Annotated in this window: 36 protein-coding genes and 2 pseudogenes; 37 read left to right on the top strand and 1 reads right to left on the bottom strand. The window is 32.1% G+C overall.

Annotation, left to right across the window (positions count from 1 at the left end; translation table 11 throughout):
- Positions 1 to 124: 124 nt before the first annotated feature.
- The 26 genes from MHH71_RS00240 to MHH71_RS00365 all read left to right on the top strand — a co-directional run bounded on the left by MHH71_RS00240 (position 125) and on the right by MHH71_RS00365 (position 18,019).
- Entirely contained in the window at positions 125 to 712 is a 588-nt protein-coding gene (locus tag MHH71_RS00240) for a deaminase domain-containing protein (protein WP_003209517.1), read from the top strand.
- Positions 713 to 735: 23 nt separating this feature from the next.
- Positions 736 to 1,209 carry a hypothetical protein gene (locus tag MHH71_RS00245; RefSeq protein ID WP_003209520.1) on the top strand — a complete coding sequence of 158 codons (474 nt, stop codon included), beginning with the start codon at positions 736 to 738 and terminating at the stop codon, positions 1,207 to 1,209.
- Between the two features lie 138 nt (positions 1,210 to 1,347).
- Positions 1,348 to 1,467, top strand: a complete 120-nt coding sequence (locus tag MHH71_RS00250) for an HNH endonuclease (RefSeq protein WP_113745401.1) — start codon at positions 1,348 to 1,350, stop codon at positions 1,465 to 1,467.
- Positions 1,464 to 1,952 (top strand): SMI1/KNR4 family protein, encoded by a 489-nt coding sequence (locus MHH71_RS00255; protein WP_006095336.1) that lies wholly within the window; start codon positions 1,464 to 1,466, stop codon positions 1,950 to 1,952. The genes MHH71_RS00250 and MHH71_RS00255 overlap by 4 nt, the downstream gene beginning before the upstream one ends.
- A 363-nt stretch (positions 1,953 to 2,315) precedes the next feature.
- Positions 2,316 to 2,630: a hypothetical protein gene (locus MHH71_RS00260; RefSeq protein ID WP_006095338.1), complete on the top strand. Its 315-nt coding sequence runs from the start codon at positions 2,316 to 2,318 to the stop codon at positions 2,628 to 2,630.
- Between the two features lie 51 nt (positions 2,631 to 2,681).
- On the top strand, positions 2,682 to 2,951 hold the full coding sequence (locus MHH71_RS00265) for a deaminase domain-containing protein (RefSeq protein ID WP_003209524.1): 270 nt from the start codon (positions 2,682 to 2,684) through the stop codon (positions 2,949 to 2,951).
- Between the two features lie 22 nt (positions 2,952 to 2,973).
- Complete coding sequence (locus MHH71_RS00270) at positions 2,974 to 3,390, top strand: hypothetical protein (protein WP_003209525.1); 417 nt, start codon at positions 2,974 to 2,976, stop codon at positions 3,388 to 3,390.
- Between the two features lie 476 nt (positions 3,391 to 3,866).
- Positions 3,867 to 4,319 (top strand): SUKH-3 domain-containing protein, encoded by a 453-nt coding sequence (locus tag MHH71_RS00275; RefSeq protein ID WP_033798978.1) that lies wholly within the window; start codon positions 3,867 to 3,869, stop codon positions 4,317 to 4,319.
- 679 nt (positions 4,320 to 4,998) lie between these two features.
- Positions 4,999 to 5,427 carry an SMI1/KNR4 family protein gene (locus tag MHH71_RS00280; protein ID WP_006095340.1) on the top strand — a complete coding sequence of 143 codons (429 nt, stop codon included), beginning with the start codon at positions 4,999 to 5,001 and terminating at the stop codon, positions 5,425 to 5,427.
- Between the two features lie 578 nt (positions 5,428 to 6,005).
- Positions 6,006 to 6,377 (top strand): hypothetical protein, encoded by a 372-nt coding sequence (locus MHH71_RS00285; protein WP_003209528.1) that lies wholly within the window; start codon positions 6,006 to 6,008, stop codon positions 6,375 to 6,377.
- Between the two features lie 362 nt (positions 6,378 to 6,739).
- Positions 6,740 to 7,081, top strand: coding sequence for a hypothetical protein (locus MHH71_RS00290; RefSeq protein ID WP_018781703.1), 342 nt, complete (start codon positions 6,740 to 6,742; stop codon positions 7,079 to 7,081).
- Between the two features lie 674 nt (positions 7,082 to 7,755).
- Positions 7,756 to 8,556, top strand: a complete 801-nt coding sequence (locus MHH71_RS00295; protein ID WP_255262399.1) for a zincin-like metallopeptidase toxin domain-containing protein — start codon at positions 7,756 to 7,758, stop codon at positions 8,554 to 8,556.
- Positions 8,557 to 8,558: 2 nt separating this feature from the next.
- The gene (locus MHH71_RS00300) at positions 8,559 to 8,909 is read left to right on the top strand and encodes a hypothetical protein (protein ID WP_006095345.1); all 351 of its coding nucleotides are present in this window, start codon (positions 8,559 to 8,561) and stop codon (positions 8,907 to 8,909) included.
- 525 nt (positions 8,910 to 9,434) lie between these two features.
- Positions 9,435 to 9,887: a hypothetical protein gene (locus tag MHH71_RS00305; RefSeq protein ID WP_006095346.1), complete on the top strand. Its 453-nt coding sequence runs from the start codon at positions 9,435 to 9,437 to the stop codon at positions 9,885 to 9,887.
- Positions 9,863 to 10,138, top strand: a complete 276-nt coding sequence (locus tag MHH71_RS00310) for a CdiA family toxin C-terminal domain-containing protein (RefSeq protein WP_033798979.1) — start codon at positions 9,863 to 9,865, stop codon at positions 10,136 to 10,138. Before MHH71_RS00305 ends, MHH71_RS00310 begins: the two co-directional genes overlap by 25 nt.
- 160 nt (positions 10,139 to 10,298) lie before the next feature.
- Positions 10,299 to 10,682 (top strand): ribonuclease toxin immunity protein CdiI, encoded by a 384-nt coding sequence (gene cdiI, locus MHH71_RS00315; RefSeq protein ID WP_006095348.1) that lies wholly within the window; start codon positions 10,299 to 10,301, stop codon positions 10,680 to 10,682.
- 379 nt (positions 10,683 to 11,061) lie between these two features.
- On the top strand, positions 11,062 to 11,553 hold the full coding sequence (locus MHH71_RS00320) for a hypothetical protein (RefSeq protein WP_006095350.1): 492 nt from the start codon (positions 11,062 to 11,064) through the stop codon (positions 11,551 to 11,553).
- A 10-nt stretch (positions 11,554 to 11,563) separates the two neighbouring features.
- On the top strand, positions 11,564 to 11,965 hold the full coding sequence (imm48, locus tag MHH71_RS00325) for an Imm48 family immunity protein (protein ID WP_006095351.1): 402 nt from the start codon (positions 11,564 to 11,566) through the stop codon (positions 11,963 to 11,965).
- A gap of 391 nt (positions 11,966 to 12,356) precedes the next feature.
- The gene (locus tag MHH71_RS00330) at positions 12,357 to 12,611 is read left to right on the top strand and encodes an HNH endonuclease (RefSeq protein ID WP_139358608.1); all 255 of its coding nucleotides are present in this window, start codon (positions 12,357 to 12,359) and stop codon (positions 12,609 to 12,611) included.
- Positions 12,611 to 13,111, top strand: coding sequence for an SMI1/KNR4 family protein (locus tag MHH71_RS00335; RefSeq protein WP_006095353.1), 501 nt, complete (start codon positions 12,611 to 12,613; stop codon positions 13,109 to 13,111). Before MHH71_RS00330 ends, MHH71_RS00335 begins: the two co-directional genes overlap by 1 nt.
- A 329-nt stretch (positions 13,112 to 13,440) precedes the next feature.
- Entirely contained in the window at positions 13,441 to 13,665 is a 225-nt protein-coding gene (locus tag MHH71_RS00340; protein WP_006095354.1) for an HNH endonuclease, read from the top strand.
- Between the two features lie 146 nt (positions 13,666 to 13,811).
- Positions 13,812 to 14,252, top strand: coding sequence for an SMI1/KNR4 family protein (locus MHH71_RS00345; protein WP_240517002.1), 441 nt, complete (start codon positions 13,812 to 13,814; stop codon positions 14,250 to 14,252).
- A 176-nt stretch (positions 14,253 to 14,428) separates the two neighbouring features.
- Entirely contained in the window at positions 14,429 to 15,148 is a 720-nt protein-coding gene (locus tag MHH71_RS00350; RefSeq protein WP_006095356.1) for a deaminase domain-containing protein, read from the top strand.
- Positions 15,149 to 15,169: 21 nt separating this feature from the next.
- Positions 15,170 to 15,865, top strand: a complete 696-nt coding sequence (locus MHH71_RS00355; RefSeq protein ID WP_006095358.1) for an Imm3 family immunity protein — start codon at positions 15,170 to 15,172, stop codon at positions 15,863 to 15,865.
- 530 nt (positions 15,866 to 16,395) lie between these two features.
- Positions 16,396 to 16,686: a hypothetical protein gene (locus MHH71_RS00360; protein ID WP_240516997.1), complete on the top strand. Its 291-nt coding sequence runs from the start codon at positions 16,396 to 16,398 to the stop codon at positions 16,684 to 16,686.
- A 940-nt stretch (positions 16,687 to 17,626) separates the two neighbouring features.
- Complete coding sequence (locus MHH71_RS00365) at positions 17,627 to 18,019, top strand: hypothetical protein (protein ID WP_018766330.1); 393 nt, start codon at positions 17,627 to 17,629, stop codon at positions 18,017 to 18,019.
- A gap of 2 nt (positions 18,020 to 18,021) precedes the next feature.
- Here the strand turns inward: MHH71_RS00365 and MHH71_RS00370 are convergent.
- A pseudogene (locus MHH71_RS00370) lies at positions 18,022 to 18,240 on the bottom strand (IS3 family transposase); the annotation flags it as partial.
- Between the two features lie 214 nt (positions 18,241 to 18,454).
- On the opposite strand from MHH71_RS00370, the gene MHH71_RS00375 reads away from it, so the two are divergent.
- The 11 genes and pseudogenes from MHH71_RS00375 (at position 18,455) to MHH71_RS00425 (ending at position 25,255) form a co-directional block, all read left to right on the top strand.
- Complete coding sequence (locus tag MHH71_RS00375) at positions 18,455 to 19,375, top strand: hypothetical protein (RefSeq protein WP_006095360.1); 921 nt, start codon at positions 18,455 to 18,457, stop codon at positions 19,373 to 19,375.
- On the top strand, positions 19,372 to 19,704 hold the full coding sequence (locus MHH71_RS00380; RefSeq protein WP_240516998.1) for a hypothetical protein: 333 nt from the start codon (positions 19,372 to 19,374) through the stop codon (positions 19,702 to 19,704). The genes MHH71_RS00375 and MHH71_RS00380 overlap by 4 nt, the downstream gene beginning before the upstream one ends.
- Positions 19,705 to 19,971: 267 nt before the next feature.
- Positions 19,972 to 20,331 (top strand): Imm3 family immunity protein, encoded by a 360-nt coding sequence (locus tag MHH71_RS00385; RefSeq protein WP_078211690.1) that lies wholly within the window; start codon positions 19,972 to 19,974, stop codon positions 20,329 to 20,331.
- 148 nt (positions 20,332 to 20,479) lie between these two features.
- Entirely contained in the window at positions 20,480 to 20,965 is a 486-nt protein-coding gene (locus MHH71_RS00390; protein ID WP_006095363.1) for a hypothetical protein, read from the top strand.
- Positions 20,966 to 21,414: 449 nt separating this feature from the next.
- On the top strand, positions 21,415 to 21,855 hold the full coding sequence (locus MHH71_RS00395) for a hypothetical protein (RefSeq protein ID WP_018766334.1): 441 nt from the start codon (positions 21,415 to 21,417) through the stop codon (positions 21,853 to 21,855).
- 138 nt (positions 21,856 to 21,993) lie between these two features.
- The gene (locus tag MHH71_RS00400) at positions 21,994 to 22,254 is read left to right on the top strand and encodes a hypothetical protein (protein WP_006095365.1); all 261 of its coding nucleotides are present in this window, start codon (positions 21,994 to 21,996) and stop codon (positions 22,252 to 22,254) included.
- A gap of 639 nt (positions 22,255 to 22,893) precedes the next feature.
- The gene (locus MHH71_RS00405) at positions 22,894 to 23,370 is read left to right on the top strand and encodes a hypothetical protein (protein ID WP_033798980.1); all 477 of its coding nucleotides are present in this window, start codon (positions 22,894 to 22,896) and stop codon (positions 23,368 to 23,370) included.
- Between the two features lie 15 nt (positions 23,371 to 23,385).
- Positions 23,386 to 23,547: pseudogene (locus MHH71_RS00410) on the top strand (glycohydrolase toxin TNT-related protein); the annotation flags it as partial.
- A 13-nt stretch (positions 23,548 to 23,560) separates the two neighbouring features.
- Positions 23,561 to 24,169, top strand: a complete 609-nt coding sequence (locus MHH71_RS00415) for a hypothetical protein (RefSeq protein WP_006095368.1) — start codon at positions 23,561 to 23,563, stop codon at positions 24,167 to 24,169.
- A 225-nt stretch (positions 24,170 to 24,394) separates the two neighbouring features.
- The gene (locus MHH71_RS00420; RefSeq protein WP_176134303.1) at positions 24,395 to 24,562 is read left to right on the top strand and encodes a hypothetical protein; all 168 of its coding nucleotides are present in this window, start codon (positions 24,395 to 24,397) and stop codon (positions 24,560 to 24,562) included.
- 39 nt (positions 24,563 to 24,601) lie between these two features.
- Positions 24,602 to 25,255: an SMI1/KNR4 family protein gene (locus MHH71_RS00425; RefSeq protein WP_006095369.1), complete on the top strand. Its 654-nt coding sequence runs from the start codon at positions 24,602 to 24,604 to the stop codon at positions 25,253 to 25,255.
- Positions 25,256 to 25,331: the final 76 nt, after the last annotated feature.

A 25,331-nucleotide genomic window follows, 5' to 3' on the forward strand; every position in this document is an offset into this window, starting at 1 on the left:
AAATGACAGGTGGGGAATATTTGACGCTTACTCTTCAGACGAGGTTGTACACATTTTAAATAATAATGAACATATACTCCTTAAAATTGGAAATGAAATCAGTTCATTAGAAATTAAAGGGAAAATGAATGAGATTAGCGCCATAACAGGTTACTCAAAGAATATATCTGAAGCTATTGCAGAGATTAGAATTAAAGAATTAATAGGTAATGATCCCTTAGTACATTCTCAGCTTAAGAATTCTATTGAACAATTTAAAGATACCATTCAGCCTATTTTAACAAAAAAGCAAAAAAGAGGTAATGGGGGTAATTACTCAATGATAGATGTTAAAGTAGGAGACCTAAACACGAAGATTAAATCTTTCAGTAAGTTTTCTAGTCTAGATGATATTGGGAAGGGCGGGAGTTTATCTCCTGCAGAAGTGAAACAATTTGTAGAAAATGAAAATATAGCTCTGTTAAAACCTGAAGATAAAAGAGTTTTCGAGACATCAAAAATAGACAATCAAGATGCACTCTTTGATACAAAAGCTAAATTGTTAGAAAATATCGCCGGAAAATTAGGTGATAACTATGATGTCAAAGGCAGCATTGATTTATATACACAATTATCACCATGTGCTAGTTGTAGAGGAGTAATTTCGCAATTTATGGATAGATATCCAAATATTAAAATTAACCTTAATTATGATAAACAATATCATAATTAAATCTGAAATGGGGGATCGAGAATATGTTTACGGAATACCTTCTTCATTATGAGAGAAGTAATATCGAAGATGAAGTTTTAATTCAAATGGCTAAGGAAATAAATGTTACAATTACAGAAGAGTTCATAGAAGATAAGCTTTTTTTTGGAGGAGAATTTTCTCCAAGTGATTATGGAACTGGTAAAGTATATATTTTGAAAAATGAAGAAACAGAAGAATTCATAGTAATTGATACATTTTTAGTTCCTGACGATCAATTTGAAATGATGTATATCGGAGTAAGATGTGAAACAAGGAAGAAAGAAAAGGTAAAAGATCTTTTACTAGGTTGTTTTGAAGAAGTATCTACAAAACCATTAGGACAGTATTTTAAGATAATAGATAATGATTTACTTTTACAAATATCTAAAATGGATAAGATAGACAGAAGTATTTATTATAGTGACAAGAAGTTTGGGATATACGAAATTGAAGTTGAGCTTATTCCTAATATATGATTACTCTAAATGAAGGCCTTCTAATACGTTCGTGTAGATTCTCTCAATAATTTTTTGGACAGTTTTGAATTTGAAAGGGGTTCCCTAGAAGGTTTAATAACCATGGGGTAGCCTCTTTTTTATCCCTAATTACCACGTATATCAGATTTAACTTGGCGTCATCATCAAATACCTGGAAAAATGCAGTTAGTAATATATGATACTCACAGTGTAAATCATTTAGGTGGAAATAGACTTTGGGGAGGTGGAGTTAGATGACAAAAATACAATGGGATTTTAAAAGAGATGAAGTAAGTGAGAAGGATAGTGTAGAAGTTAGTCGGAAAATTGGAGTGGCTTTTCCGAATGATTATATTGAATGTGTAAAAATAAATCATGGGGCATATCCGGAACCAGAAGTATTCCATGTAAATGGACAAGAACGTGTTTTCGGATCATTATTAAAATATAATTCAGAAAGTCACACGGGAATTTATAATATTTACAATGAATATAAAGATACATTACCAAAGGAACTAGTACCATTTGGAATTGATCCAGCTGGAAATTTAATCTGCTTTGATTATAAAAATTATGAAGACAATCCAATTGTTGTCTTTTGGGAACATGAAGATGCATGGGAAAAAGAAGCACCGATGGAAAGTGAAGGGATTACTGCGGAAGAAGCAGAGGAAGTAGCAAGAGAAAATGTATTTTATGTAGCAAGTACTTTCACTGAGTTTTTAAACAAATTACATGATTAATAGGTATTCAAAATAAAAGGGCTGTTCCATAAGTTGGTTTCACTTGCTTATGGGATAGCCTCTTTTGTTTTAGTGTAAAAATAGTTTCAATCAACAATTCATATAGGTAAAATAATAATTAGATTATTTCCAGCTGGTCAGATTAAAAATAGAAAAACATAGAAAAAACAAAATGTATCAGCTCGGCCAAAAAATAGCGGGAGATGTAGATTATATAACAGCTACACTCAAAGGCGTTGAAGCAGCTGAAGACGGTACATTGATAAGGAAGCAAGTTGGCCAGGGCGGCGAGCGCAAAATGCGAACCGGTTATCTGGGGAGAAACTCGATAATCTTTCGCTGAATATAGAGAAGAAAGCATCTGTGGGAAATGAACCTGTATTGGAAAAGAAATCGGCGGAGTTTTTTGATGAGTTGAATTTGAAGAGTGAGCAGAAAGTTCCTACGGAGGGATTGGATAAAACTTTAAATAACTATCGACGATTGAAGGATAAAGCAGATGCATCTAGAAGTTTATTGCCACCTAAATATCAAAAAGAGGATATGACAGGATTTAAACTTGGTAATACTGCTTATGCTGAGGTAAATATCAAAAATCATTTTGAAGGAGAATTAAAATCCTTTAGCAAATATGGAAACCTTAACAAAAATGGAGAGGTAACGTCAGTACCTGGCTGAGTTTCTTCGAAAAAATTAGAAGATAGAAGATACTATAAAGATGTGCTTAAGGTGAATTCAGACAATCAAATTGATTTAGAGAAAGGATATTTAAGGGATAAAGACACAGAGTATAAGATAATAGAAGGTATTAGTGATAAACTGAAGGATAATTATGATGCTGAAGGAGTAATACATTTATATACAGAAAGAGATGTATGTTTAAGTTGCGATAATGTATTAAAATCTTTTAGTACAGATTATAAAAATATTACCTTAAATATTTATGATGCTTTAGGGAATATATATAAGCTGAGAAATGGTAGCATCATTACAGATTAATTTTATTGAGGAGAGAGGATATATGGAACAAGGTTTTTTAGTGCAATATGAATATGAATTTCCTAACGAATATACTGATGAACTAGTGGAGCAAATAGGCGAGATAATGGGAATTCCCATTGATTTAACAAGAGAAAATAAGATGGAGCACATACAAGATTATGAATCTGAAACAGAGATTATTCGTTTAATAAAGAGTCTTAAAGAACCAAAAAGTTTTATTTTGATTAAATTTAATAAAAAAGATTGGTACTATGCAATTGTGATAAGATGTCGAGAAAGTATACATCAAAGAGTTAAAGAAGTTTTGCTTGATTTGAATGAACAAATTATAGAAGAGTACGGTGATACACCTTATGAAAAAATTGAAAATGTTATATCTAATAAAGATACATTACTAAATAAGTTTTTGGAAAGATACAACTTTTCTATTGATTAAAGAATGCGCTAGTCGAGCGTTTCACAAGGGTTTTGTTTAAATTGATCTAATAAATATTTTCTAACGATATAAAAGATTTACGGGGTAGAAGTAAGTTTATACAGTGCAATCAATAAATTAAATGTAAAAAATTGATAAACATATTTGATGAAATTTCAAAGGCTTGTTCCAACTTGAAAAGGAGAAGGAATGAGCTTTTTGTATGTCAAAAATCAAAAGAAGAAAGGGGAATGGCCAGACAAGTATAGGAAAATGAATTAAATGGAAAAGGTAGACATAGAGTATGGGAAGTTAAAGGAAAACATGATTAAATATTGCTAATATCTTCATTTCCAACAACTTGTTTATGAGCACTATAATAATTTTGTGCTTAGAACAGAAAACTTACCAGGTGGCTTTGCTAAACCTTGTAAGAATTGTAGTAGAACGTTTTTGGATTTCTATAATATTGATTAATAGGAGGAATGAAAATGAAAATGAAAATATCAAATAAGACAATAGAAGAATTAAAAAAAGCGGGATGGTATGAGGATAGAAAAATAGACATATTAGAAAATGTAAAGTTTCTTGAAGAAAGAGACTTTGAAGTTTTTGAAAGTGCAAAAAAATTTATGGAGGAGTTTGGAGAATTACAATTCAATGTTGAAAGGATTTGGCCAGATGGGGTTACTAAGGACATATCTGAACATACCACTTGTATTAAGGAAGTCATAGGTGTGTTAGATAGTTCGTGTTTTGGCTTAGATGATTTTATTGATGATAAAGTTATTCCTATAGGTTCATTATATGATTTCGGGTTAGATTTATACATATCAGAATCAGGAAGATTATTCAAATCAACAGGGTGGGTAGGAGACAATGCTTTGGAGGCATTTGATAATAATATTCTTGGAAAAGGAACAGTGATTTGGGATAAATTTGAAGGGTAATAATATTTTTCAATGCAAAATTCTGTCCTAACCTACTGCGTAACTGTAATTAAGCAGTGAGTAGGGGAAAAGGAGCAGAGTGGTAGATAAAATTAAAAAGTAGTTTTAAGTTGATGAAACTAAAAAAAAGTTTTAAAATATTCTGCTATTTAACCACCTTTTGCTCTAAATTAAAGATGTAATGAAAAGAAGAAATAGATTTATATTATAACTAAGAATAGAACCAATGTTTCTAATAGAAGAAGCGTTGGTTCTATTTTTATGCAAAGAAGCTGGGAGGATTAATAATAATGTATCTGAATGTAGAAAGAAAAACAGATATGACCATATACAAACGTAAAAATAGTTAGAGAAAATCTGGATTCAAGGCTGCAGCCAGCAGGAGCTTTTAAGTGTAGAGTATAATGCAGGTAAAGAAGGAAAAGGCTTTAGTTATAAAGTCTATCAAAGAGGGGATATTGATTGGAATATGGTTCGAACAAAGGGAGTGGGTCCATTATTTGAAACATCGACTAGGTATCATAACATTAGTAATGCCAAAAGGGCACCATTACATCCGTATAAAGGGAAGTTAAATCCATTTTATCCCATGGATGAGCCAATAAGAAGAGCACTCAAAAAGTAGATTCTATAAATTATTGGAAATCTAGAGGGAATGAAGTTTTAGGAGGGAATTACAATGAATGCTTTGCCTGATGAATTAGACCAAGCTCTTGAAGAAGATATTTATAAACGTGAAGATAAGAATAAAGTGAAGGAGACATTAACTAACCTAGGTGTAGAAGTATCTGATACATTCAGAGAATTTTATTATCGATATGCAGGACCTTTTTGGGAAGAACACGTTCCTTACGAGTTACTAGATGTTGTAGATGAAGAGAATAGTATTGAATCATACACAATTATTGCTCGAAATGAACATGGATTTCCTAAAAAGTATCTAGTTTTAAGTGAAATGTCAGCAAATGCTGTACTAGTACTTGATAGTGTAACTGATAAAGTTTACTCGGTTAATTTTGAAGGTGGAGATGAGCTACTTTTAAGCGGAGAGTTAAAGGAAACTTGGCCAGCATTTTATGTGTTTTTAAAAGAATATTTTAACTGTTAGATGGAGATTAAGTTAATGTTGGATAAAATGATTTTATTCATGATGCTAAGTAGGCGCAAGGGGTTATAGTAACTTTATAAGCTTATATATGTATGAAAACGATAAAGCTCTTTAAACATACAGGTGAAGAGAATTTATTTGAAGTTGATAAAAAATGAATCAGTTGTTTAAAAGTAGAGACTCATGATGGTTGTACCATCATGGGCTACTATATGCAATGATTTAATTGAAAGAGGAGTACAAGTTTAGACGAGACGACATTTTACTGGGTAACAAATACAATGACATGGAAGTTAAACTAACGAACTCGTACAAAGTCGTAAGTATTAATGTATTACTTGTTACAACATGTAATAGGTGTCATACTGTCGCTATAAAACTTACGAACTTAAAGCGCTTGATATGAACTGCACCCCAATTGTTAGTCGTGTCTAACAATTGGGGTGCAGTTCATTGTCTACAATAGACGACGAGTGCTTTTTCGCGCTTTAGCATAGAAAAGATACATTATAATTTTATAAGTGCACTAAGTGTTACATCTTTGTTGCTGTTTTTATAGATTATAATGGCCATGTACAGTGTACGATGATAGTAAGGAGAAAGTTGTAAAAAGGATCAAAGTAACAACTGGCCTTGGATTATTTGTGAAACTGTCAGCTGGATGCGGTACATTGATAGAGAAGCAAGGTGGTGGACACCAGGGAAGGTTACCGAGTAGGGTTAATGCACGCCATGCAGAGAGCGGTAAGAAAATCAATGATGAGATTCAGGGGATTGAGGATTCGCTTGTGGAGAGAATAAAAAATGGTGGTTTAGGTAAGGAGGATAGTGGTGTTGCAGGTAAAATAGATCCTCTAAGTAATCCTAAAATAGCAAAAGAAATTGAGGCTAACTCTGATGCTGTTTATGGATATTCACATAAACAAGGGTCGCCTATAGATAAATTCTGAATCGATTAATCTAGAGGAAGTTGCTTTTGCAAGAACTTGAAGTATCTTAAGAAATTGGAATAAAAAAGCAATCAGCTTACAAATGAGGTAGGTTACTAAACTTCAAAATGAAGGAATGTCGATTGAAGAAATTGCAAGAAAGAAGGTTGAAAAGCGAAATTTGGATAGAATACAATCATATCTTGATTCCAATAACCTTGAGGGACTAAATGTAATAAAAGTATGGTAGAGAGAAAGAACCTACACCAAAACAACTTTTTGACAAATATGGTTCATGAGAAGATGTAATATACGGCAGCACAAAATCAACTCCAGCAATAGATGTGTTAATGGGTTTGTATAAGTAGCAGGAGGTTATGATTATGATTGAGGAAAAACAAAATCAAAATACACGGTGGTATGTGGATAATAATTTAAGAATCCGCATACAAGAAATAGAGGATGGAAAGGCGAAACTGTGGATGGCAATTGATAAGTTAAACATTTGTTTTACATTGATTATGTATGATTTTATGGATTGGTGTGAGCGAGAGATAAGTATAAACTTGGAGATTGATAAGAGTTGGAATAATCATAGAGGTTTTATTATAGACAGAAAAGACCAAGTAATAATTATGTCGGAAATAAAAAGGTTCATTAATGAATTTAACGTAAAACCTAATGAAAATGCTGACCAGTTTTCAGATAATGAGTGGTATGCATAAATATGACCTTTTTCTGATGCTATAAAATACTTGGAAAGCAGAACTTTTAGCTAGATATTATTTTTCTAACAAAAGAATCCGGGAGTTAGTCCTCTGGATTCTCTTTCATAATCTTATTATCTTTAAGTTCGTTTGAATCTTTACGTACAATTTTATTCACAGTGCCAGGAAGGATTGAACCAGTATATAGTGGGAAACCTATAAAACGGGATTCGTTCATGGTGGAATATCATATTCAAGGAAAGGAACCGGTTATGCGTGAAATTTTAAATAAAGCAAGAGGATAATACTATGTCATAGAAGAAACTGCTCGAGAAAATATTTTTATATAGCGGGATCATTTACTGAATTTCTAAAAAATTATTTTATGATGAAGATGATGAGTAATATTAAATAAGTAAATGCGGTAATAAAGACATCTAAACAATTTAAGTTATTTAGGTGTTTTATTTTGTAAATTAGAGATAACATAATAGGATAAAAATGGAAAATGTATTAAGGAAGAGTTAGAATTTGATGAATAGGTTTATAGGTATTAATAATTTTCTTGATTAAAATAAAAAAATGAACTGTTCAGTTGGAGTATGTAGATTTTAGACCTTCTCAAACTAGTGACCTTAATAATAGATATTGTTCAAAAAATGTATCGGCTCGGCGGGAAAATGGCCGAGGGTGTGGATAATGCATTTGCCTTCTTCAAGGGCGTTGAACCAGTTGGAAGCGGTGCATTGGCAGGGAGCCCAGGAAATGTTACCAAGTGGGTTAATACGCGTCATACTGAGAGTAGTAAGAAAATCAATGATGAGATTCAGGGGATTGAGGCTTCGCTTGCTAAGGGGCAAGCGCAAAATGCAAACCGGTTATCTGGAGAGAAATCAGGCAATCTTTCGCTGAATATAGAAAAGAAAACATCTGTGGAAAATGCGCCAGTGTTTGAGAAGAAATCGGCGGAGTTTTTTGATGGGTTGAATTTGAAGAGTGGTTCGAAGGATTTAGAATTAAAAGAATCTACTAAGGGTAATCTTGATTTTAAAGAGTGGGAAGATATGCCTGTTGGTGGTCAAGCTCGTCTAACAGCTGATGGATTAAGAATTATGAGTATTCGAGATTTAAAGAAATTTAAGAAAGACATGAATGAAATCGGTATTAAAATTATTCTTGACAAAAAGGAGAAAATTCTCCCTAGAAATGTTGCGAGGGGCTTTGACCCCTATACTGAACAAATGGTTTTGAGAACTGACGCATCACTTTTAAGTGCCCTTCATGAATCCTACCATGCTAAACAATTTAGAGAACTTGGACAAGAAAATTATTTGAAACAATCAAGATCAGAAAGAGAAGAGTACGTTTATAATGAAATTATGAAGAATAAGGAAAAATTTATTGCTGAAGAGATATATGAAGCACAAAGATATATTTTCTTCATTAGAAACAAACAATGGCCATTACCTAATTGGAAAGGATATGAGAAATAGTGATGGAACAAAAGGAAACAAATATAACTGCAAGTCAAGCTATTCAAATTGCTAAGCGATATCAGAAAAAGCATAATATACATGGGATCATACATGAGGATATAGAAAGGTCCGTAAGATTTTATAGTGAATTTTATAGAATTAAAGGAAGTGCTTGGCTCGTTTTGGCAGATATCACACCCAAGACATATGAAGGTGATGATGAAATTATTTTTGTTGTTTCTGATGAAGAAGGTGTTGTAGATCATGTTCTAGACCATAACGGGATACCTCATCGTTATCATCTATCAAGTAATAGAGATTATACTGATGAGGAGTTTGAAGCCATTTTTAATGACGATGAGATTAAGTAAAAAGTACTTATTTATTTTTGGGCTACCAAGTAGTGAATAGATCTTTTTACTAAGAATATAAGGAAATAAATATGTAGAATGAAGAACTCATGATGGTTAGGCAATTATGGAATTATATAACGATATTTATTTATGAAAATAAGAACGATACGTAGACGAAAAGCAATTTTAAATATACGACTTATTTTCGCAGAGAACAAACCATAAACTTACGAAATTAAATAGGACCATTGGTTTGAGGATAAGAATTGTAACAAATTAATTCATATAGTTAGCAAAAAAGCACTTGATTGCGAAAGGCAACGAGTGCTTTTTGCATTTAAGTATAGAATTAAAAGATTCATTAAATTTTTATAGTTTGTAATGGTTATGTACAGTATACGGAGATAGTAGAGGAAAATTGTAAAAGGGGTCAAAGTAATAATAAACTTTGGATTATTAGCGAAAAGGTGAGATGGAGAAACTACTCTTCATTCAAATATAGTACAATCATTCCAAGACAGCAAAAATATTAGGCCTGACCGCGTGAGACTAGAAAGCCTAAAAGTAGAAAAATACGGAAATGAAAAAATGTATCAGCTTGGCGGAAAAATAGCCGGGGGTGTAGATTATGTAACAGCTACACTCAAAGGTGTTGAAGCAGCTGGAGACGGTACATTGATAGGGAAGCAAGTTGGCCCAGGGAAAATTACCGAGTGGGTTAATGCACGCCATGCAGAGAGTACTAAGTTTATGGATGGTAAGATTCAGGGGATTGAGGCTTCACTTGCTACGAGAATAGGGAATGCTGGTTCAGGAGTTAGTAAGGAAGTTAGTGGAGTTAAGGGTATGGGTGAAAATATTATTTTTAAGCCAGGATATGATACCCATTTAATAGAGGTAGAAGGTTTCAAGGCAAAACCAACAATTGGTGTTAAAGGAGGTCACAATTTGACAATTTCAAGAAATTTGTTTTGGATAATTTCGGCAACCAAATAACGGATATCAATCAAGCTATTGTAACCAAGACACCTCACCAAAATATCGATGGTATATACGAGATAAAATATAAACTACCAGCTTATGATGGATTGAGTACGGCAAATGGTGGAAAAGGGAATTTTACAGGTCAGTGGAAAGAGTATAAGAATCCTAAAACTGTTTATGACCCTAATGTAATTTCTGATGAACAAATATTAAAGTGGGGGAGGGAGGCGATGGCTGAAGGAATAAGCAATAACAGAATTTAAATAGATTCTCGGCCTAATGCTGTTTCCAATGAAGTTGTTGGATATGCAGATATAGGAGGAGAAAAGTTACAATTTATAGGGTATATTGATAAAACAACTGGAGAGGTTAAAAATTTCTTCCATGTGTTTCCTAAACAATAGTCTAAGGAGAATGTTGATAATGGATGATGAAATTTATTACGTAGAAAATTTTGAGGAAAAAGTTCAGAATATGGAAGCTTATTTTAATACCATTGGAGACGGATATTTCTTAGAAGCATTACATCATTTTAAACTTGCTAAAGGATTTGGAATTGGATTTACAAGTTGCTACTTTGCTACCGAATGTCAACTACATGATGAGGAGTATTTTGGAGATACTGGAGTCAACTTTACTACGATTCCGCCAGTAACAAGTGTGGAAGTCTATGCAATTGTAGACTATGAAACATTTTATAATTATTTAAAAGAGGTCAGTGAAAATTATGTATCTCGGAATAAACATAATGCAGAGGAAGTTGAAGCTTGCTTGAAAGAAATTAGACATAAATTTAATATTGGATAAACACTATGTACATGAAAATCAATTCGTGGGTTTACTTTTTAGAAGTAGGATTGTACGATACAATCAACAAATCAAACGCTAAAAAATTTGTCAAACACGCTTAATAAATTTAAAAGGCTTATTCCAACTTGAGTGATGAGTTGGAATGGGTCTTTTTTGCATGCAAAAAAGGCAAGGAGGAAAAGGAAAAAGTAGGTATAGCAAAAGTAAGGTCTAATATATAACTTTAAAGTCAGCTGGTTTGAGTGATACACAAGCTCAGAAGGCCGTTCAACGAGCAACAGAACAACAATTGTTTTATAAATTAGCTGGAGACGATTTTGTTCCAAGGATTCCTGGTAGAATTAATTTACCAAAACTTAAATAAAGGAGCATTTACATGGAATTAAATACTTCTGTAGTGGAAGCGGTATTGTCTAGTAATTGGTTAAAACATTGTGGAACAGAGAGTAATTTGCCTCAAGGAATTGAGTATACCTATTTATCAAATAAAAAGAAAATGGTTAAGAGTGTGAATGGGATAGAATGGGAAAATATTTGTCTTGAAGAAAGTAATAATTTAACGGGTTATTTAGCAAAGAATGAACCAGAAATATATAATAAAAATTGGAACACCTTAGTTAAAAAAATCAAAGCAGAGGTATTACCAAAAATTACTGACAATATTGAAAAACAAATAACGATATTGGGGTTACCAAAAGATATATTAAATGCTATTAAATTCGATATAGTAAGTATAATAATGGTACTATCTTATGAAGAATATTATAAGTCAGCATTTTATAACGAAATGCTAGAAATCTATTTAAGTGGACATATTCCTTGTGGATGGAATGGAAAGTATCCAGAAGGAAATATATTTATATATTAGGGGGACAAAAATGACTAATGATGTAGAATATTACAGTGAAGTGAAAAAAATGATTCAGCAGTTTTTAAATACTTCACAATTGGTTCCAGAAATATTAAACGAACAAGAAAAGCAAATAATAGCAACATTTTGTTTTGGTATGATAAATGGTTATTCTTTAAAAAATAAAAAGAACGCCATACAAATACAGGGAGCTACAATTGATATATTGATAGAAATGTTCTTTTATTCTCCAGCAGCTAGTGCGGAATTCTGTAATTTTTTAATTGAGTGTACAGATAAATCATTTCATCCAACTATGCATTCTATCATTCATAGAGGAATTCAAGGGTATTATCAATATGAAGAAGCTAAAAATAATGAGTTAAAAGATAATATTGAGAATGTGATTGAAGTAGTAAAGAATCATTAAAATTAAGGGCATTGACTGAGGAAATTTAATCTTAGTTAATGCCCTTTGTGCATAGCACCAATAAAAGGGATTGTAGGCTGGTCTGGATTAATATGGAAAGTGGAACTTATACTAAAATTAGTGATCATCGTATATACGCATTGGATCAAAAAATGTTAAGGGAATAGATGGATAGAAAACTTTTTATTATTGGTGAAAAAGATTATTAAGGAAAGAGATAGAGAGGCAAAGCGGATAAAGGTTTAAAGAAATCGGTATATAGCATTACAAGGTTACCGTTTCAATAAATTAAGGGCAATGCACTCTGCTAGATATCCTATTCAAAGTATTCGTGATTTTTACTAAAAATATTAGATATAATGGTAAATTTACAAATAAGTAAAGAAAGGATTTGTTAATTGCAAGGGATACCGATCAATTTAAATCTTGCACCAATGCTTTGAAAAAGGAAATAGAAGATGGGAAAATATCAAAAGATTTGTTTACAGTCAAACAATTGAGATTAATTGATCAAGAAGCAGCGAGAATCCCTGATTTAATATGGCATCATCATCAAGGGGCGGGTAAATTACAGTTAGTTGTGCAAGATGTGCACGAATCAGCACGTCATTTAGGTGGTAAAAAATTATGGGGAGGTAAACGATAATGAGGGATGATTTAAAATGGTTATATCCAGATAAAGAAGTTAGTGAAGAGGTTATTAAAAAATTCGCCGAGAATTTAAAAATTGTATATCCTAATGATTACATTCAGTGTGTGAAAAAATATGGGGGGGCTATTGTCGAGCCTTCATCTTTTGATGTGAAAAATAATGAAGAAGGTCGAGTATTCGGTTCACTATGTAGTTTTGATAAAAATGCTACATCCAACATTTATAAAACATATAGTAATTTGAAATCTAGTTTACCTAATCAAATAATTCCTTTTGCAGATGATCCTGCTGGAAATAAAATATGTTTTGATTATAAGAATCATGAAGATAACCCAATTGTTGTCTTTTGGGATCATGAAGAATCTGAGAATAGGGAGACACTTATCGAAGAAGGATTATCAGTTCAAGAAGCAGATGAGGTTATGAGAGAGAGTATTTATTATATTGCTGACAGTTTTACGAGCTTTTTAGATATGCTTTATAAAGAAGAATAAAATGTCATTAAGATATTCGAATAACAAAAATTTATTACCTGATTTTATGGATATATATTAAAAGCGGTGTTTGTTAGTGAATTAGTAACCCTTTGATTCCTATTGCGTGTAATAAAGTTAAAGTAATATTCCTCATAATCAATAAAGTATGCCATTCAAGAACATATTTTGGTGTAGACCCAATTTTATTTTAAATAAAATTATTCTATAAAAAAGGATTATTTATTATAGGAATAAGTTGAAAAATTTACTTTTTATAAATTTCGGATAATTTCCTGGGTATTGAGTAAAGGAAAAGAATTAAAAGAAGAGTTTATGGAGGAAAAATTGTGACTGATATTAAATATGATTTGATTGGTTATCCGCTATTTATTGGAGAAAACCAAAAATTTATGCTAAAACTAAAAGGAGATATACTAAATGGGTCAGATGAAAAATTATTTTCTACTTGTACGCATGAGTTAAGAGAAGCAATAGAAAACAATGAAATTTCAAAAGACCTTTTTACTTCAAAACAGCTAGCACAAATAGAGGCAGGAAATTCAAGAATTTAAGGGTTAACTTGGCACCTTCATCAAGTAGTCGGAAAAATACAACTCTTACCTTCTAGAAAACATAAGATAAGTTATCTTGGTGGCGAAAAGCTATGGAGGGATGAAAATTAATGGGTCAATTACAGTAGCAATTTGCTGATAAACCAATAAGTGAAGAGGTTGTTTTAGAGGTTTCTAATAAGCTTGGGGTATCTTTCCCTAAAGACTATATAGACTGTGTTAAAAAGAATAATGGTGGAAACGTTGAACCAAAATTATTTGATGTCAATAGAAAAGAAAGAGTATTTGGAACGCTTCTATCATTTGATATTGAGAATGATGAATTCATTCTTTCAGTTTATGCTGATTATAAAAAAACTTTACCAAATAGGGTCATCCCTATAGCTTTTGACCCAGCAGGAAATTTAATATGCTTTGATTATAAAAATCATGACAGTAATCCTAATGTAGTATTTTGGGAGCATGAAGGTGCTACTGAAAAGGAGGAATTAATAGATGATGAAGGTATGACAGAAGAAGCTGCCAGAGAAAATGTATTTTATGTAGCAAGTACTTTCACTGAGTTTTTAAACAAATTGCATGATTAATAGATAGTTAAAATAAAGGGGTTGCCCTATAAGTCGGTTTTGCTTGCTTATGAGGTGGCCCTTTTTGTTTTAGAAGAAAATGATTTGATTTTAAATAAAAGATTCATATAAGAAAGCTGATAGCTAGTTTATGTAAAACTGATCAGCTTAAAGATAGAAAATCTGCAAATGATAAGATGTATCAGCTTGGCCCAAAAATAGCCGAGGGTGTAGATTATGTAACAGCTTCCTTCAAAGGCGTTGAAGCAGCTGAAGACGGTGCATTGATAGGGAAGCAAGGTGGCCCAGGGAAGGTTACCGAGTGGGTTAATGCACGCCATGCAGCGAGTACTAAGTTTATGGATGGTAAGATTCAGGGGATTGAAGCTTCGCTTGCTAAGGGTACGGGTGATAGTGGAGGTAGATTCCCTACCAAATTGATTGATCCAGAAGCTGATAAACATATTATTGATAAGGTGGCTGAAGCAAGAGGAGGATTATCTAATAAATATAAAGAACGGGGTAATTTTGCATATGCAGAAGTAAATGTTACAGGTGTTGATAAGACAGATTTCTATGCACATAGTGGCATTCATAACTCAGCAAAAGGAATTCCAGGAACAGAGGAGTTTTCATTCAAACCCGAGAACCCGGTATACAAGGCAACTGAAGCACCTGACAATGCAGGGGATATTTACCTTAGAGATGCAGATACAGAGTATAAAATACTAAATGACGTAGCAAATAGATTAGGTGGTAATAAAGATGTGACGAGAACTATCAGATTGTTCACCGAAAAGGATACATGTGGTAGTTGCAATAAAATCATTCAGCAATTTCAAAAAGACTATCCTAATATTAAAGTTGAAGTACTTCATAATGGTGATACACCTATTCCGCTTGAAAATTCAAAATAATAAAATTCGGAGGTTTTATAAATGGCTTATAGCTGTGACGAGTATTCAGAATATATATATGAGACGTATAGTGAATATGTAGAAGATGAAAAAATGAGCAGAAAGGAGGCAGTTGCACGAACATTTAATGAGTATGATATGTTAATGAAAAAAAGCGTGACAGATAAATTAATTATCAGTGTAATATTTGCAGAAATTCTAGTTTCGCATTCTAAAATTTCCAATACATTCAAAAATTATATGATTGAAACGATATCAAATATTAACTTTATGTTAATAGAACAGGAGCATAAACTTACACAGGAACAGTACAATGATTTCCTCTTTCGTAAGGGGCAGGTACTTAAACAATTAGAAGCAAAGCCGTCAGACTATTATCCAAGAGTATGTTGGTACTATGAAGAATTAACAGACGAAGTTAATAAATTTTTTGATGAAATCAACTCTAATGATACAGATGAAAATGAAGTAGTTGCTAAAGTATTCAAGTGTTTTGAGCGTGACTGCAAAAATACAGCAAGTGAAAAAATTATAGTGTATACAACCTTAGCTGAAAATTTATTACGATATAATTTGATGCCACAAATAGAAGACATGAGTTTTATAAACGAATTGAAGAAGTTTACATTAGACAATATTCAAGGTGAACAGCTATCTGATGATGAGAAAGAAAAGTTGGCACAGCGTATACAAGTGGTTTTGGATTGCGGAGCATGAAAAATGCAAAACTAAGTTAAAAATTGTAAAAAATATTCAATGAGAGTGTAAATTAAACTGTGTAAGTTCCAAAAAAGAAGCATACGCAGTTTAATGGGAAACTTATATGAATTAAGTAAAAGGATAGCCAGCTTTCGAAAAAACATTGCGGGCTATCCTTTACTATAATCTCAAAATCATCAGGATTATCGGGGATTCTTTCAATAGAATTGGGAAGTATCTACATTTACTTTAGAACATCCAAGGTACGGATGGCCATTACGTCTTTTACAAAACTTTGGTGAAGATGTTATGCGAAATGGATATTGGTTAGGACAGTGGCTTGAGAAAAAAACGGCATAGTTTTTTTCGAACTTGAATTTGAAGAGTGGGCAGAACGTACCTATAGAGGAGGCGGGGAAAGCCCCGAAACGATACGAGGGACCCCCTGTGAAGGTAAAATTAAAGATTGATACAGCGACAGAAAAAAAGGCAGAGTTAATATGAGGAAAGTGTCGCTCAATTTTATAATCTCAAATGGAGTGAATGATATGAATGATGTAATGAAACAGGCAATAACTCGTATTTCTCAGGTTACATGGGGAACCTCTGAAGTGAAAAAGAAATCTAGTGAACTTTTAATCACTGAGTATTTGAGAAGGAGCTCGTTGTTTTTAGAAGTTTATCCATTTGAATGTGGACCATTTTTTAGCCCCGCAAAAGTGTTGGATATTAATCTGGATTTCGAGGATGTTATTACAAGTATTTTTACTGAGCCAGGTAAACCAAATTTATTATGTAAAACAATTTGTCTGCGTTACTTAGAATGGAAAGATCATTAACGGTGATTTTCAAGACGTTTATGAGCCATTAATAAAGTACTTTGAAAGGGGAGGCACTCTTAGAATTGATAAGGGTATCTATTTAGACTATGGATTTGGAGCATTTCCTATAGACAATTGGCGGGAACGATATGTAAAGTTACAAGCTGCTGATATTTCAGATGAAAATTTAGACAATATTGATATTGAGAATAATTGAACTGATTATAATTTACGTTTACAGCCTTTGTGATAAGATTGTGAAATATAACCAAAAAACCAAAAGCTCAACAATTTGCTAATTACTTGATAAATTTTCAAAGGCTTATTCTAACTTAAACGATAAGAAGGAATGAACTTTTTTACATGTAATCAAACTGCGATCTAGATACAACCTAAAATATGAACTAACATTGGATGATGATTTCTTTGTTAGTCTTTTTTTATGCTTAAAAGCAATAAAGGGAGGAATAAGTGTAATGATAATAATAGTAGGGCAATTCAACACACATATAATTGAAGATGGGAATAGTTCTTTTTCCGTATGAATGTTTTTTTCAGTGCTCTTGTATTGTTTCGGTTTTATTTTCTTTAGTAGTCATTGATGTGATGATAATTTAAAGATTGTAAAAGGGTCTATGCTACACTTGTTCTTGAATTTGGATAATTTTGTAGTATATGTACCGAAGGATTGATAAATTACTTCCTAAAAAATATTATTTGTTTGGTGGTAGTTTGAAAAAGGCGTAGGATTTGCTGGCAGAACGGGTGCAAAATGTGGAAAGATTGTTAGAGAAGAAACTTGAAAATCATTCGCTGAATATGGATATTTAAATGGGTACTTAATTTGTGGTGAAGCATCAAACGGAATGAAGTTTATGGGATATTTTAGGGACGGGGAAATTGCAAATTTCCACCCAGTAACAAGTTTTGATTAAGATATGTAGTTAGGAGAATGTTTATGAGCGAGAAAAAGATTATGGGTGATGAATGGAATAAGAATTTTATTAGAGGGATTTTTATTAATAAATCAAGAATAATAAAATGTATAAATGTAATTTTAACAAAAGAAGATGTTGTTTTTGATGATGTTTGTATGATAGCTACTTACAGTACCTATGATGACGGTGATTCTGAAAGATGTGAGATGGATGAAGTTGTATTAAGTATGGGATTTCCTGGTTATCCAGAAGAGATATCATGTTTAAAATATAAAGAGTTTTTTAAATTAATAGAGTATGGTTTAGAAGAGAAGATTTCTAGATTTAAGGAGTTAGAAAAAGAAGAAATCTTAAAAGAACTTGAAAAAGCAAGGAGTGGATTTGAGTCAATATTTTGGACACGAGAAAGTTAAATCTAAGCTACCTTTTTAGCTAGATCTTCTATTGCTTGAGGAGTTTTATAACCAATGCTACTATGAATTCGCTTGCGGTTATAAAACCCTTCAATATATTGAAATAGTGCCAGATTTGCCTGTTCAAATGTGACGTATTGTGTACGATATACTTCTCCTTTCTTTAAAATGGCATGAAACGACTTGATACAAGTGTTATCATACGGACACTTCCTCTTTGAAATCTATTGTAAAAAGTAAGAACTTCATGAAATTGCGTCCATAGGACCATACGGATATACATGAACTTAAAGCACTTGATTGTCTACTAAAGACAACAAGTGCTTTTTTGCGTTTAAGCATAGAGTTTAATTTAAAGGATTCATTACAATTTTATAAATGCACTAAGTGTTACATCTTTGGTGCTGTTTTTATGGATTATAATGGTTATGTACAGTGTACGACGATAGTAGAAACAAAGTTGTAAAAAGGATCAAAGTAACAACTAACCTTGGATTATTAGCGAAACTGCGAACTGGAGAAACTAGTTTTAATCCAAATATAGTACAATCATTGCGAGACAACAAAAATATTGCGCTTGACCGCGTGAGACTAGCAGGCCTGAAAGCAGAAAAATACGGAAATGAAAAAATGTATCAGCTTGGCGGAAAAATGACCCAAGGAATGGAGAATACACTTGCTTTCTTCAACAAGGGTCATGAAATAGTTGGAGACGGTGTAGTAGCAGGGAAACAAGGCGGTCCAGGAAAGGTTACCGAGTGGATTAATACGCGCCATGCAGAGAGTAGTAAGAAAATTAATGATGAGATTCGGGGGATTGAGGCTTCGCCTGCTAAGGGTACGGGAGATGCTAAATTTACCTATAAGAATAATCCTATGGATAATCCAAAGGCGGTAAAAGATATACTTGAAAATCCAGATGCAGTTTATGGTTTTTCACCTAATCCTGATTCAACTCGTATAGGTAAATATGCAAATAAAATAGATTGGAGCGATTTTGATCAAGTTGAAATTGCAAAACAGACAAGACAGGCATATCACGAGGCTAATGAGAAAATGTTGAATAATCTTTATAGTCAGGGATATTCTACAGAAGATATTGCAAGAAAGATGGTTAATGAACGCAATGCAAATAGGTTAAATAGCTATATTGAGAAAGGTGATATGGAGGGATATGAATTAGTAAGAAAGAGTAATTTACAAACTTATAATAATGCAGACGGTCCAACACCAGAGTCTTTTTTTGAAAAATATGGTTCATGGGAGGGAGTTGTTAATGCATCTGTAAGTAGTAATCCAGGTATGGATGCTTGTGTTGGATTATATGATATATATCATGGGGGAAAGTTGAAATGATTTGGAAAATAGAAGATAAAAAAGATTTTTTATGGTATACCAGTAATAAGTGTCAATTGAAGATAAAAGTAAATGAAGATAAAGTAAATATTTGGTTGAATTATAATGGGTATAACATTATCATGCCAATGGGAATGTGGGGATTTGATGATGAAGTTTCTGAAAGAGGACTTAAGTATTGTATAGGTGGAGATCATATGCAAGAGTGGTATTATATTGTAGACAAGAAAGACTTAAGACTTTTTGTAGATTTAATTTATTTTTTTATTGAAGAACATGATGCAGATAAGATGATTAACCCTAAATTAGGTATTAAAGGATGGAATTAAAATATACGCATAAATAGTTTTATAATATTGAATGCATTATATAATAAAGTAACAACATAAAAGTGTTGTTTGATAAAATAATAAAATAGTTAATTGTAACTAAAAGTAAATATATGTTATAACAATGAAAAGAGGTAGTGTTTCAAATAAGAAACATTATCTCTTTTTCTCATGCAAAGAAATTGTAGGAAGTAATAACAATTAGAGATAATACATAATAATGGGGAAAGATTAAAACCAAATTAATGGGTAATGGAGAGAGTTTTAATGGAAGACTGGACATACAACGAGTTGTTTGAAACAATTCAAGGGGTATATAAAGAATTTTTATCTCAAAATAGAGGGCATAGACACACAATAGCAAGAATAGTAGACGATTTCAATAACTTAGGTAAAATAGAGGATATTATCGTTGATGTTGCTATAGGAGAGATTTTAATTACTTATGATAAAGTTTTCATTGGTTACGTTGAAGGTATAACAAAGACTTTAAGTTTGTTTAATCCACAAGAAGCAGAAGGTGAATTAACATCAGAAGAAATAAATGATTTATCGAGACGAATAAATAAAGTAATAGAAGGATTAAAAAATGCAGAGGTTGATTATAATCCCTCAGCAGAACAGTGATATTTATAAGAGATTGAGTCCATTAGCTGATTATATAAAAATCGAAAGCTCATGACGGGTGAAACATCGTGCATAACAATAGGATGAGAAAAATAGGCTTAGGCGAGATGACATTATAATGGGCGATGAATGTAAAGGGTGAAAATATTTGGGGAATTTAAACCGAGCAATTAAGCGGATTTCAGCAATTGATTGGAGTCGTATTGGGGAAATAGAAAGAAAATCGAATGTCCAATTGTGCAAAGAGTATTTAAGAAGAATTGCGATATTTTTCCGGACATATCCAGGTAAATGTGTTTACCCCTTTATAAGTATTTCTAATTCAATCACATCACCGCAAGTAAATATAGAAGGAATTGAATTAATTAATGAAGTGAAGAATAGTTATCAAAATGCAATAGTTACAAGTTTCCTTGAACTAAATGCACTTATAGATGAGGGAAATCAAATCGCTATTGAGAACAAAGATCTATTTGAGCCAGTAATAAAACTTTATGAACGCGGTGGTTATTTCTATAAGAGAAGTGGCTTTGTAAATGTAGATGGAGTATCGTTTCAATTAAACAATTGGGAGGAATTTGAACCTTCTGACATAAGTGATAAAACTCTGAATAGTTTAGATGAATTTGAGTGAGTTGAGACATAAGTAAGATAATTCAAAAAGTTATGAAAGAAATAAGAGGCTCTCATTAGATAATCTTATCTGAAAAGTATTTGTACGATTATGAGGAATGAAAATTAGTTTGTTTTGGAAGTTAATGAAAAAAGTAGCAGAGATAAATACTAGAAATCTCTGCTGCTTTTTTATGGTGCAAGTTGTAGAAGCGTGTAATCGGCAAAAATTACAGCAAGGGGAAATATGACTGCAGAGGAGAGAGCTGGTTTAGAGGAAAGAAATATTAAAAATACGGTAATCCAATAGGAACAACAGCTGAGAGTATGTTTAATAAGATAAAAGATTCATACATTGATAAAGGAATTTATGAATGAGATGAACAAGTATGGAAAATTATAATTGAAAAATCAATGCAAAAAGATGCAATAAATACACTATTAGGATTAGTACATTAGGAGGTGTAACTTATGATAATACTGAATAATTACTCTAAGACTGGCACATATATTATATTAGAACCTAGTGGATATTCAATAGTTGAAAAAAATAAAGTACAGTTAGTTAGGCAAGGTGTGGGAGGATTTAGTGAAGATGGACAATTGATAGGTATTTCTGTTGATTCAAATAAATTCTTTTTTATATATAATGAGAAGAAATATGAGGCAATTCCTGATGAGATTATCTGTATAAATGAGAGAACTGATAATGGAAAACGTAATTTTCAAGTTAAAATAACAGATAAGGTTGTGTGTGATATTACATATAAACCATATATAAGCCCATTCGTTTTAACTTTTGGCGATGATGAGGATGAATTCGATTATTTCCTATATCTAAGTAATTTGATGTTAAGTAAAGATTCCATGTTAAGTTTTATTAAAGGAATGAATAGATTAAAAAACTCATAAGAAATTTTAACATCAGGAGTATAATTTTGCTGCAAAGTCATAAATTATCTGAATTCCTAACTTATAATCAAAATAGAAAATAACAATGTATGGCAGTGAAATAATAATGTCTTCTATTTGGAAAGGAGTATAATCATTATGATAACATTGCATAATTATCCAAAACTGGAATCATACATATTAATTGATAATAATACGTATTCAATAAAAGAAACTGGGGATAGGTATAAAACAGTACTAGGGATTGGTGGGATAAGTGAAGATGGACAGGTAGTTGGTATTTATGTTCAAGATGACAAACTATTTTTTTTCTACAATGGACAATCATTTGAAACATCTTTCCAATTTGTAAAAATAGTTATATTTCCAAATTGGAAAGATGTTTTAATATACAAATAGGGGGACAAAATATATGTAATATAGTTTATGAGCCTTTTATCGATCCAGGAATGATATATTATGATGCAGACCCTGAAGAATTTGATGTATTGTTATACTTAAGTGGATTAATGAAGAATGAGGATTCTATTAAGAAATTTATGAAGGGTATGGAAATAATTAAAGCACAGAATAAAAGCTAGTGTTTTAGAGAAAGAAAATTAAGCTTATAGCAATGTCTACCGATGAATGAATCGAGTTCGCAAATATTTTGTGCATATTTTCTAGATAAATGTCCCAAATAAATTGGGTCTCAGTATTATATTTTACGATCCAATTAGCAGGTAGCAGGGGCTTAAAACACAATCAGTAAAATACGAACTAAAAAAATCACATGATTAACAGGTATTTAAAATAAAAGGGCTGTTCCATAAGTTGGTTTCACTTGCTTATGGGATAGCCCTTTTGCTTTAGTATAAAAATGGTTTCAATCAAAAATTCATATAGGTAAAATAATAATTAGATTATTTCACATTGGTTGGATTAAAAACAGGAAAATCCGGAAATGACAAAATGTATCAGATTGGCTAAAAAATAGTCGAGGGTGTAGATTATGTAACATCTACACTCAAAAGTGTTGAAGTAGCTAAAGACGGTACAATGATAGTGAAGCAAGCTGGCCCAGGGAAGCTTACCGAGTGGGTTAATGTACGCCATGCAGAGAGTAGTAAGTTTATGGATGGTAAGATTCAGGGGCTTAAGGCTTCGCTTGCTACGAGATTAGGGAATGGTGGTTCAGAGGTTAGTAAGGAAGTTAGTGGAGTTAAGGGTACGGGTAATGTTGGTAAGGGAGCTAGTGAGGCTGGAAAACATGTAGATGATGTGAAAATCCTTGAAAATATAAAGAAATGGGATTATCCACCTAATGAAGGATTATATAAGAATCCAAAATACTATGACCAAAAAACAGGAGAAATTCATTGGCCGCCTAATGATGGATTTGTTTCGGGAACTCAAAAAGTGGAAACATTACATCCCGAAATGAGACTAGGTAGATATGGTAATTCAGCAGGTTTCTCTTTAGCTCCTGAAAGAGATTCGTTCCCAAGTAGGGTTTTGGCTCCGCATAGTGAATAAGCGCCTTATAATGTTTATGAGGTTATTGATGATTTTGAAGTAACTTCAGAGAAAATTGTTCCTTGGTTTAATCAGCCAAGTGGAGGAACGCAAATTATTAAATATAAATCTAATGGTCGACCTTACTCTATAGAGGAATTAATAGAGCTTAAAGTTATTAAACAAATAAAGCCATAAAGGAGTGTGAAATATGGACTTAAGTGGTATATATAATTTAATTGAAACAGAAATTAAAGTGATCAAAAGGGAAAAAGATATTATTTGTGTTGCACCATTAGGTGGGGAAGATCATCCTGAAACTATTGTTAAGTTAACTTTTAATGAAGCAAATAATCATTATGAGCTTTTTGAAGTTGTTAGAGGAAAAGAATACAAAGTAGATACATTTTCAGATAAATATAAATCAGCATTGGCTTTATATATTTTTTCGAAAAATAAATTAGAAGTAAGAAAATATGATACAAATGTTCAAAATGAAATCGAGATTGCAACATCAATAAATAATATTCAAAAGATATTCAAAACTTTTTCAGATGAACAGTATCATTCTTTTTTCGAACTTAAGCCAGATAGAATAATTTTAGAAAAAAGCACAAATGATAGATATAATGTTTTATTTTTAGGGAAAAGTGGCTCTAAGATTTATATAGATAGATTTAGGAAATTGAATAGTGCCGCGGTTGTTCTATACAATTTTTCTTTTAAACTAAGCCGATTTTATGATCTTATTAATATGATTGAAGTAAAAACGGATTCTGATTTTATAGAAACTCTAAAAGAATTATATCTTTTGGGTTGAAGAATGCAAATATATATCTTTGAAACTATTGAGTAAGCAACAATCTAAAGCAGGTTGTTGCTTACTCATAGGTAGAGTCAGTCCAGAGGATAATCGTGCACCAGGAAATAAAGATATTGCTTCTGATAATCGAATATAGTCTCATTATCCATTGCAAAATGAATAGGTAAAAGGATGGGCTAAAGAGGGAGGCTTTTTGATTATAAGGAAAAGAAAGCTTCTGTAATACTTCTCCCTTCAAGCTTTGGCCGATCACGTGCAATAATTTCTTCTATGCAGAGGAAACGGAGAAAAAATGAAGGCTTGAATACTGATATACGTTATGAATTTAATGAGATCTATAGGCAAATGATTAAAGCAGGATCAAAAAACGGCACGAAAGGCAATGATTGATGCATATAAATATCTTGATAGTTTAGGAGGATTTGTCAAATGATTAATCTATCCAAGGTTCCAGACTTGATAAAAAAAACGGCAGCAAGTGATATTGAAATCCAAGAAGTAGAAGATCGTATGAAAGTTAAATTCCCCAATGTATATAAGGGTTTATTAAGATGTACAAATGGTTTTTCAATCGGTGGTGGGTTAGTTATTTATGGTACGGAGCATATTGTAGAAAGAAATGAGGTTTGGGAAGTAGATGAATATGCAATTGGGTATATCTCGATTGGTGATGACGGTGGAGGTAATGTTTTTTTAATGTCTCAAGATGCAGAGGGGAAAGAGGTATTAGTTATTGATTCTGGGGATATGAATCCAAACCATGCTACTATAATTACCTCTGATTTTAACAAATGGGTGAATAGTGGTTGTTTAAATGAAATAGAACAGAAAACAATAATTAAGCCATCTGATATTTGTAATATAGTGTTAGCAAAAACTCCTAATGAAGGCTTGACAGATTTAATAAGAATAAAGAACGTATTAGGGATTGAGATTTCCACTGCAGATTTGCTAAAGGGTTCAAAAAATCCTCCTTATATATTAGTAGAGAGATTTCCATATGGTAAGGCAAAAAAACTAATTGAAAAACTAGGAACCAGTGGTACGGTACTGAGTATAGAACCTATTGGTAATAACAATTAATATTAGAGAGTAGGATAGAACAACTTTTTAATTGGTTTAAAGTCCTTCAAAGTTTTTAATTTAAACAACTTTATAG

This window comes from Bacillus sp. FSL H8-0534, from assembly GCF_038005885.1.
In the GTDB taxonomy this organism is placed as follows: Bacteria; Bacillota; Bacilli; order Bacillales; family Bacillaceae_G; genus Bacillus_A; species Bacillus_A pseudomycoides.

Bases quoted from the DNA above. Each gene is read 5' to 3' on its own strand.
- MHH71_RS00240 (WP_003209517.1), top strand. From the start codon at position 125: ATGAATGAGATTAGCGCCATAACAGGTTACTCAAAGAATATATCTGAA.
- MHH71_RS00245 (WP_003209520.1), top strand. From the start codon at position 736: ATGTTTACGGAATACCTTCTTCATTATGAGAGAAGTAATATCGAAGAT.
- MHH71_RS00255 (WP_006095336.1), top strand. From the start codon at position 1,464: ATGACAAAAATACAATGGGATTTTAAAAGAGATGAAGTAAGTGAGAAG.
- MHH71_RS00270 (WP_003209525.1), top strand. From the start codon at position 2,974: ATGGAACAAGGTTTTTTAGTGCAATATGAATATGAATTTCCTAACGAA.
- MHH71_RS00275 (WP_033798978.1), top strand. From the start codon at position 3,867: ATGAAAATATCAAATAAGACAATAGAAGAATTAAAAAAAGCGGGATGG.
- MHH71_RS00280 (WP_006095340.1), top strand. From the start codon at position 4,999: ATGAATGCTTTGCCTGATGAATTAGACCAAGCTCTTGAAGAAGATATT.
- MHH71_RS00290 (WP_018781703.1), top strand. From the start codon at position 6,740: ATGATTGAGGAAAAACAAAATCAAAATACACGGTGGTATGTGGATAAT.
- MHH71_RS00300 (WP_006095345.1), top strand. From the start codon at position 8,559: ATGGAACAAAAGGAAACAAATATAACTGCAAGTCAAGCTATTCAAATT.
- cdiI (WP_006095348.1), top strand. From the start codon at position 10,299: ATGGATGATGAAATTTATTACGTAGAAAATTTTGAGGAAAAAGTTCAG.
- MHH71_RS00320 (WP_006095350.1), top strand. From the start codon at position 11,062: ATGGAATTAAATACTTCTGTAGTGGAAGCGGTATTGTCTAGTAATTGG.
- imm48 (WP_006095351.1), top strand. From the start codon at position 11,564: ATGACTAATGATGTAGAATATTACAGTGAAGTGAAAAAAATGATTCAG.
- MHH71_RS00335 (WP_006095353.1), top strand. From the start codon at position 12,611: ATGAGGGATGATTTAAAATGGTTATATCCAGATAAAGAAGTTAGTGAA.
- MHH71_RS00350 (WP_006095356.1), top strand. From the start codon at position 14,429: ATGTATCAGCTTGGCCCAAAAATAGCCGAGGGTGTAGATTATGTAACA.
- MHH71_RS00355 (WP_006095358.1), top strand. From the start codon at position 15,170: ATGGCTTATAGCTGTGACGAGTATTCAGAATATATATATGAGACGTAT.
- MHH71_RS00360 (WP_240516997.1), top strand. From the start codon at position 16,396: ATGAATGATGTAATGAAACAGGCAATAACTCGTATTTCTCAGGTTACA.
- MHH71_RS00365 (WP_018766330.1), top strand. From the start codon at position 17,627: ATGAGCGAGAAAAAGATTATGGGTGATGAATGGAATAAGAATTTTATT.
- MHH71_RS00380 (WP_240516998.1), top strand. From the start codon at position 19,372: ATGATTTGGAAAATAGAAGATAAAAAAGATTTTTTATGGTATACCAGT.
- MHH71_RS00385 (WP_078211690.1), top strand. From the start codon at position 19,972: ATGGAAGACTGGACATACAACGAGTTGTTTGAAACAATTCAAGGGGTA.
- MHH71_RS00395 (WP_018766334.1), top strand. From the start codon at position 21,415: ATGATAATACTGAATAATTACTCTAAGACTGGCACATATATTATATTA.
- MHH71_RS00400 (WP_006095365.1), top strand. From the start codon at position 21,994: ATGATAACATTGCATAATTATCCAAAACTGGAATCATACATATTAATT.
- MHH71_RS00405 (WP_033798980.1), top strand. From the start codon at position 22,894: ATGATAGTGAAGCAAGCTGGCCCAGGGAAGCTTACCGAGTGGGTTAAT.
- MHH71_RS00415 (WP_006095368.1), top strand. From the start codon at position 23,561: ATGGACTTAAGTGGTATATATAATTTAATTGAAACAGAAATTAAAGTG.
- MHH71_RS00425 (WP_006095369.1), top strand. From the start codon at position 24,602: ATGATTAATCTATCCAAGGTTCCAGACTTGATAAAAAAAACGGCAGCA.